Raw genomic sequence first — 6310 nt, 5'->3', positions numbered from 1 at the left:
CTATATCAGGACTGGAGCTAATGTATCTGACCCCTTTATCCCCGCTATATCAGGACTGGAGCTAATGTATCTGACCCCTTTATCCCCGCTATATCAGGACTAGAGCTAATGTATCTGACCCCTTTATCCCCCGTTGTGCCCATTGGCCACTAACTAATCCGGTTTTCGGGTTTAACTACTTCATCACAATAAAAAAGGCGACTGATCAGATCAGTCGCCTTGGAAAATTATTGTCAAGTAACCAGCAGGCTAGCTGGCCGTGCTGGTACAGGATCCAGGGAGGTATTTAGAATTTGCATCACTAGTACAACGCCACTGGACACTACCTCCAGTTGCACTGCCACTACTTCCCCCGAAGGCCGTAAAAGAGCTTCCCGAGCCTTCGCCTGCTTGCAGGCTTAGCGTTTTCCCACTTATTCCAGAGGAAACGCCGCTAGACTTCATGGTGGCAGTGATCTTACAACCAGTCGCTACGGTGACATTGTCTACATAGGTGCCATTAATGTTGGTAGCAGCCGAAGCGTGCATATCGCTGTTGTTCGTCGGACAAGAGCCGTTTTGCGAGTAATACTCCATCAGATTGGTCTTGAGTCCGCTGGCCAAGCTGAGTGCTTCACTCATCTGGGATCGAGCTACATAATTCTGATACTGCGGAATAGCGATCGCCGCGAGAATGCCGATGATCGCGACCACGATCATCAGTTCGATCAGTGTGAAGCCTTGTTGCTTCTTCATTGCGGGTTCCCCCTTGAGTGCTAAAAATAGTCATGTCGACTGGACGCACGCATATGGAAGCACGAGTTGTGCCAGTCGGGAATCGCAGTGTAATCAGAATGTTGGCCTGAACGCCAGGGCGCCATTTGATGCTGCAGGCGTCAGAGAGTGACGCAACGCGTCACTTGCGGGCCGTGTTAGCGGCCGCGGTAGGTGATGCGCCCCTTCGTGAGGTCGTAGGGGGTGATCTGGACGGTGACGCTGTCGCCGCGCAGGATTCGGATGTAATGCTTGCGCATCTTGCCGGAGATGTGGGCGGTCACGATGTGGCCGTTTTCCAGCTTCACGCGGAATGTGGTGTTGGGCAGCGTCTCGACGACGGTGCCTTCCATCTCGATGTGGTCTTCTTTTGCCATTAGCTCCTGATCTCTTGCTCTGCGCGGTTTGACGCGCCGAATTATCTGCCATGTGCGCGCGGGGTTCAATCGCGCTGTGGATACGGCGGCTCGCGCCCCGGTTTTAAGCGACCGGCGCATCAATGGCTTAGTTGGTACGTGATGTATTGGTGCGCTGGTTTTTTTCAAGATGCGCCGGGTCCCGGGGCGCGTCGATGGTGAAATGCCAGGGCCATTCGGGGGGCGCGGCGGGTTCCGGCTGGCGGATGGCATCCAGAAAATGCGCGCGCGGGATGTCGATCGCGCCCATGCGATACAGATGCGGTGAACCCACCTGGCCGTCGAGATAGCGATAACCCCAGGCATGGAGTTGGCGCGCGAGCCACGTCAGCGCGATCTTGCTGGCATCGGTGGCCGTGCTGAACATGGATTCGCCGAAGAACACGCGCCCGCGGGCGACGCCGTACAGGCCGCCGATGAGTTCACCCTCGCGCCATACTTCGACCGAATGGGCATGGCCGAGTTCGTGCAGCCGGATGTAGGCCGCCCGCATTTCGGGGCCCAGCCAGGTGCCTTCGCGATGGGCACGCAGCGCGGCGCATTGCTGGATGACGCGGCAAAACGCGTGGTCGAGCGATACGGCATAGTCCGGCCGCGCGAGCGTGCGTTGAAAGCGCCGCGAGACCCGGACGCCGTCCGTGGGAAATACGGTACGCGGGTCCGGCGACCACCACAGAATGGATTCGTCCGGGTTGTACCAGGGGAATATGCCGAGCGAATAGGCGCGAAGCAGGCGCTGGGGCGAGAGGTCGCCGCCCATGGCGAGCAGGCCGTTGGGTTCTTCCAGGGCCAGCTCGGGATCGGGAAATGCGCCGTCCGGCTGGTTGGGGTCCAGCCAGTAGAGTCGGAGGCCACTCACGGCGGTGTCGCCGGTGCTTGTTCGAAATTGCAGCGCTGGCGTTGTTCGGCCTCGAAGTCCGCCATCATGGCGGCCTCGCGTTCCACGAAGTCGCCGATGGCGTGTTCCAGCCGCGGATCGGCGATCACATGCGTGGACCAGGTGGCGACCGGCTCGAAACCGCGCCGTATCTTGTGTTCGCCCTGGGCGCCGGCATCGAAGCAGGCCAGCCCGTGTTCGATGCAGTATTCGATGCCGGCGTAGTAACAGGTCTCGAAATGCAGGCTGTGGTAATCGGTCTCGCAGCCCCAGTGACGACCGTACAGCGTGTCGGCGCTGCGCATCATGAAGGCCATGCCCACGGGGTGGTCGTTGTGGTAGGCGATGAAGAACAACACCTGATCGCGCAGGCGCGTCGTCAGCTCGGCGAAGAATGCGGGGGTCAGATACGGATCCTGGCCGCGGATGGCGTAGGTGCGGTCATAGAATGCGTAGAGCGTGTCCCACAGTGCCGCCGGGATCTCATCCGGGCGGCGTACGACGACGGCCACGCCGGCATCGGTCATGCGGCGGCGCTCGCGCCGGATTTCCTTGCGCCGTTTGGACGAGAGTTGCTGCAGGAATGCATCGAAATCGGCGTAGCCGCGGTTGAACCAGCGGTACTGGCAGCCGCGGCGGGCGTGCGCATCGGCGCCGAGCATGGCCGCGGTGGAGCCGTCGTCACCGAACAGGCTGTGCAACGACGATACGCCCATGTGCTCGGGCAGTTTGGCCAGCGCCCCGGCCAGCGCGCGGCGCGCGCCATCGTCGCGGGCCAGCAGGCGCGGACCGGAGACGGGCGTGAACGGCACGGCGTTGAGCAGTTTCGGGTAGTAATTCAGCCCGACCTGGGCATAAGCGTTGGCCCAGGCGAAATCGAATACGAATTCGCCCATGGAATGATCTTTCAGATACAAGGGTGCCGCGGCAACGAGGGCGCCGTCGTCGGTGCGCAGCAAGGCATGGGCCGGCTGCCAGCCGAGCTCCGGCGACACGCTGCCGCTGGCTTCCAGCGACGCCAGAAAACCGTGCTGGATGAACGGCTGGTCGGTACCACAGAGCGCATTCCACTCGGCGGCATCCACATCGAGAATGCTTTCGGCCTGCGTCAGTGTCGCCATGATATCGGGGGTGGAATGAAGCGCCGCCCGGCCGGGCGCCCTTGGAACACGCGGGCATCCGCGCCCATCAATTCAGGGCATAACTCCGGGGCAGGGTGTCGCGCAGCGCGAATTGCACGCAGGCGTCGTGCTCGAATTCGTTGAGTTCGTCCTGGGCATCGTGCGCGCGATCGGCCTCGGTCAGGCGTCCGGCATCATCGAATTTCACGATGGCGCCCAGGGTCTTGACCTGGATCTCGCCCTCGTCGTTGGCTTGATCGTCGAAGGCGACCTGTACATAGCGCAACTGCTGCTCGGCGAAGCGGGGCAGATCGCGCTTGCCTTCAGCAACCGCCGATGCCTCGTCTTCGGTGAACTCCTCCATCGCGCCGTCTTCGGTAAGCAGGAAATGGCGGACCGACATCGTTACCTCGTATTAGCCTCTTGTGTCGTCGATATTGGCGCAAACAGCCTGAATTCAAGGGTCTGCGCCGACGCTCACAACAGCTAGCAATGAGCCTCGGTTACACTATGCGCATGAGGACTACGGAACCACAACCCATCGACTTCGATCGCCTCCGTGGAGCGCAGCGGTAATGGCCAGGGCAGCGAGCAGGCAGGGCAAGGCGGATTCCGCGTCCAAGGCCGCCAAGGCCGGCCCCAAAAGCCGCGCACGCAGTGCGGCCAACGACGTCGACGCGGCGCCGAGCGCCTATCGCCAGCGTCTCGGCCGCTTGTTGCGTGAAGCGGCGCTGTTCATCGCCATGGCGATCACGCTGTTTCTGCTGGCGGCGTTGATCTCATACAACCCGGCCGACCCGGGCTGGTCCGATAACGGCAACGGCACCGCGGTGCACAATCTGCTCGGGGTGCCCGGCGCCTGGTTTGCGGATGTCCTGCTCAGCCTGTTCGGTTATCTCGGGTTTATTTTTCCGTTTCTGGTGCTTTACGGCGGTTGGCTGATTTTCGTCGATCGCAAGCGGCCGAGCGGCGAGCTCATGTCCAAGAGTATCCGGGCGGGTTCGTTGTTGCTGTGCCTGATTTCGGCCTGCGGCCTGGCCTGGTTGATATTCGGCGGCATTCAGGCGACCGGTCTGCCCCAGGGCAGCGGCGGGGTCGTGGGCGTGGCCGCGGCGCGCCCGCTGGCCGGCGTGATCAACATGATCGGCGCGGCCTGGGCCTTGACCACCGTGTTCGTGATCACGCTTTCCATGGGGCTCGGTTTTTCCTGGCTGGCGGTGGCCGAACGCATCGGCCATTTCGTGCTGGGTGGGGCCATCGGCATGCTGATGGCGATGGTCGACCGCGTCGGCGCCTGGCGCGCGAACCGGGCCGAACGCGCGGCACAGCGCGCCGCGGCGCCGCCGAAACCCAGCAGGCGCGAGAGACGACGCGACAAGAAACGCAAGGCGCCGACCCTGGACCCCGGCGAGACTGCGCCGAAGCCCGCCGCGGCCTCGCCGGAACCCGCCGCCGGCCGTGGCTCCGTTGCGGTCAAAAAGCCCGGGAAGAAAGACAAGAGCAGCAAGAACAAGGCGACCCAGCTCGATCTGCCGATCAGCGAACAGCCGGTCGATGTGCCCCGGTACGATCCCGAACGCGACAGTCCGATTCCGCCCATTGAGCTGCTGGATCCCGCGCGTGAGCCCAAGAGCGACCAGGACGAGGCCGTGCTGCAGCATATGTCGGCGCAGCTCGAACAGCATCTGGCGGATTTCAACGTACAGGCCAAGGTAGTGGCGGTGCAGCCGGGCCCGGTGGTCACGCGCTTCGAGATCGACCCGGCGCCGGGCGTGAAGGTCAACCAGATCTCCAATCTGTCCAAGGATCTGGCGCGGGCGATGTCGACCACCAGCGTGCGCGTGGTGGAGGTGATCCCGGGCAAGTCGGTGGTGGGCCTGGAGATCCCCAATGCCGATCGCGAGATCGTCGCGCTGCGCGAGATTCTCGACTCGGCGCGTTATGCCAATGCCACGTCGCCGCTCACGCTCGCACTCGGCAAGGACATCGGCGGCAGCCCGGTCACCGCCGATCTGGCCAAGATGCCGCATATGCTGGTGGCCGGCACCACGGGTTCGGGCAAGTCGGTGGCGGTGAACGCCATGATTCTGTCGATCCTGCACAAGGCGACGGCCGAAGAGGTCCGCCTGATCATGATCGACCCGAAGATGCTCGAGCTTTCGGTCTACGAAGGCATCCCGCATCTGCTGGCGCCGGTGGTCACCGACATGAAGGACGCGGCCAACGCGCTGCGCTGGTGCGTGGGCGAGATGGAGCGGCGCTACAAGCTCATGGCCGCGCTCGGCGTGCGCAACATGGCCGGCTTCAACACCAAGGTGAAAAAAGCCATCGAGGCCGGCCAGCCGATCGAGGACCCGATCGCGAAGAACGCGCAGTCCAACGAGGCCGCCGAGGCCGGCGAAGAGCTGCCGACGCTCGTGCCCCTGCCGGCGGTGGTGATCATCGTCGACGAGCTGGCCGACATGATGATGGTGGTCGGCAAGAAGGTGGAAGAGTTGATCGCGCGTATCGCGCAGAAGGCGCGCGCGGCCGGGCTGCACATGATTCTGGCCACGCAGCGCCCGTCGGTGGACGTAATCACCGGCCTGATCAAGGCCAATATCCCGACGCGTGTCGCCTTCCAGGTGGCCTCTAAGATCGATTCGCGCACCATTCTCGACCAACAGGGCGCGGAAAGCCTGCTCGGCCACGGCGACATGCTCTATTTGCCGCCCGGCACCGGGTTTTCCAATCGCGTGCATGGCGCTTTCGTGGACGACCATGAAGTGCACAAGGTGGTGGAATACCTCAAGCAGACCGGCCGGCCCGACTATATCGAGGAGATTCTCGAAGGCGGCGCCGGTGATGCCGAGGGCGGCGCGGACGGCGAGGACGATGTCGAGGCCGATCCGCTCTACGATCAGGCGGTCGCCATCGTGCTCAAGTCGCGCAAGGCATCGATTTCCTACGTACAGCGCCGGCTGCGCGTGGGCTACAACCGCTCGGCGCGGCTGATCGAACAGATGGAGAATGCCGGCGTCGTCGGCCCGGCCGAAGGCAGCGGTGGGCGTGAGGTGCTGGCGCCGGCGCCGCCGGACGACGACTGATGCGCGCCCCGCAGGACAATTCAGGCATGATTCACGGCAGTGTCGCCACGCTCGCCG

Annotated in this window: 6 protein-coding genes; 1 reads left to right on the top strand and 5 read right to left on the bottom strand. The window is 63.1% G+C overall.

Translation table 11 applies throughout. The features are described 5' to 3' along the window. Positions 1-249: 249 nt before the first annotated feature. The 5 genes from ACS8Y6_RS11220 to ACS8Y6_RS11200 form a co-directional block, all read right to left on the bottom strand. Positions 250-735: a pilin gene (locus ACS8Y6_RS11220; protein WP_440855584.1), complete on the bottom strand. Its 486-nt coding sequence runs from the start codon at positions 733-735 to the stop codon at positions 250-252. A gap of 176 nt (positions 736-911) precedes the next feature. Continuing rightward, complete coding sequence (gene infA / locus ACS8Y6_RS11215) at positions 912-1130, bottom strand: translation initiation factor IF-1 (RefSeq protein ID WP_109994791.1); 219 nt, start codon at positions 1128-1130, stop codon at positions 912-914. A 127-nt stretch (positions 1131-1257) separates the two neighbouring features. Beyond that, positions 1258-2028 (bottom strand): leucyl/phenylalanyl-tRNA--protein transferase, encoded by a 771-nt coding sequence (aat, locus tag ACS8Y6_RS11210; protein ID WP_440855583.1) that lies wholly within the window; start codon positions 2026-2028, stop codon positions 1258-1260. Beyond that, complete coding sequence (locus ACS8Y6_RS11205) at positions 2025-3167, bottom strand: GNAT family N-acetyltransferase (protein WP_440855582.1); 1143 nt, start codon at positions 3165-3167, stop codon at positions 2025-2027. The genes aat and ACS8Y6_RS11205 overlap by 4 nt, the downstream gene beginning before the upstream one ends. A 67-nt stretch (positions 3168-3234) precedes the next feature. Continuing rightward, positions 3235-3570: a hypothetical protein gene (locus ACS8Y6_RS11200; protein ID WP_440849921.1), complete on the bottom strand. Its 336-nt coding sequence runs from the start codon at positions 3568-3570 to the stop codon at positions 3235-3237. A gap of 172 nt (positions 3571-3742) precedes the next feature. Here ACS8Y6_RS11200 and ACS8Y6_RS11195 point away from each other — a divergent pair, with 172 nt between their 5' ends. After that, the gene (locus ACS8Y6_RS11195; RefSeq protein ID WP_440855581.1) at positions 3743-6253 is read left to right on the top strand and encodes a DNA translocase FtsK; all 2511 of its coding nucleotides are present in this window, start codon (positions 3743-3745) and stop codon (positions 6251-6253) included. Positions 6254-6310 lie beyond the last annotated feature (57 nt).

Origin of the sequence: Salinisphaera sp. RV14, from assembly GCF_052044135.1 — a bacterium.
GTDB lineage: Bacteria > Pseudomonadota > Gammaproteobacteria > Nevskiales > Salinisphaeraceae > Salinisphaera.
The sequence above is the reverse complement of the archived record's forward strand: the minus strand, read 5'-3'. Positions and strand labels throughout refer to the sequence as shown.

What these genes read in the sequence shown, in the direction of transcription:
- ACS8Y6_RS11220 (WP_440855584.1), bottom strand. Translation starts at nt 735, where the DNA reads ATGAAGAAGCAACAAGGCTTCACACTGATCGAACTGATGATCGTGGTC.
- infA (WP_109994791.1), bottom strand. Translation starts at nt 1,130, where the DNA reads ATGGCAAAAGAAGACCACATCGAGATGGAAGGCACCGTCGTCGAGACG.
- ACS8Y6_RS11205 (WP_440855582.1), bottom strand. Translation starts at nt 3,167, where the DNA reads ATGGCGACACTGACGCAGGCCGAAAGCATTCTCGATGTGGATGCCGCC.
- ACS8Y6_RS11200 (WP_440849921.1), bottom strand. Translation starts at nt 3,570, where the DNA reads ATGTCGGTCCGCCATTTCCTGCTTACCGAAGACGGCGCGATGGAGGAG.
- ACS8Y6_RS11195 (WP_440855581.1), top strand. Translation starts at nt 3,743, where the DNA reads ATGGCCAGGGCAGCGAGCAGGCAGGGCAAGGCGGATTCCGCGTCCAAG.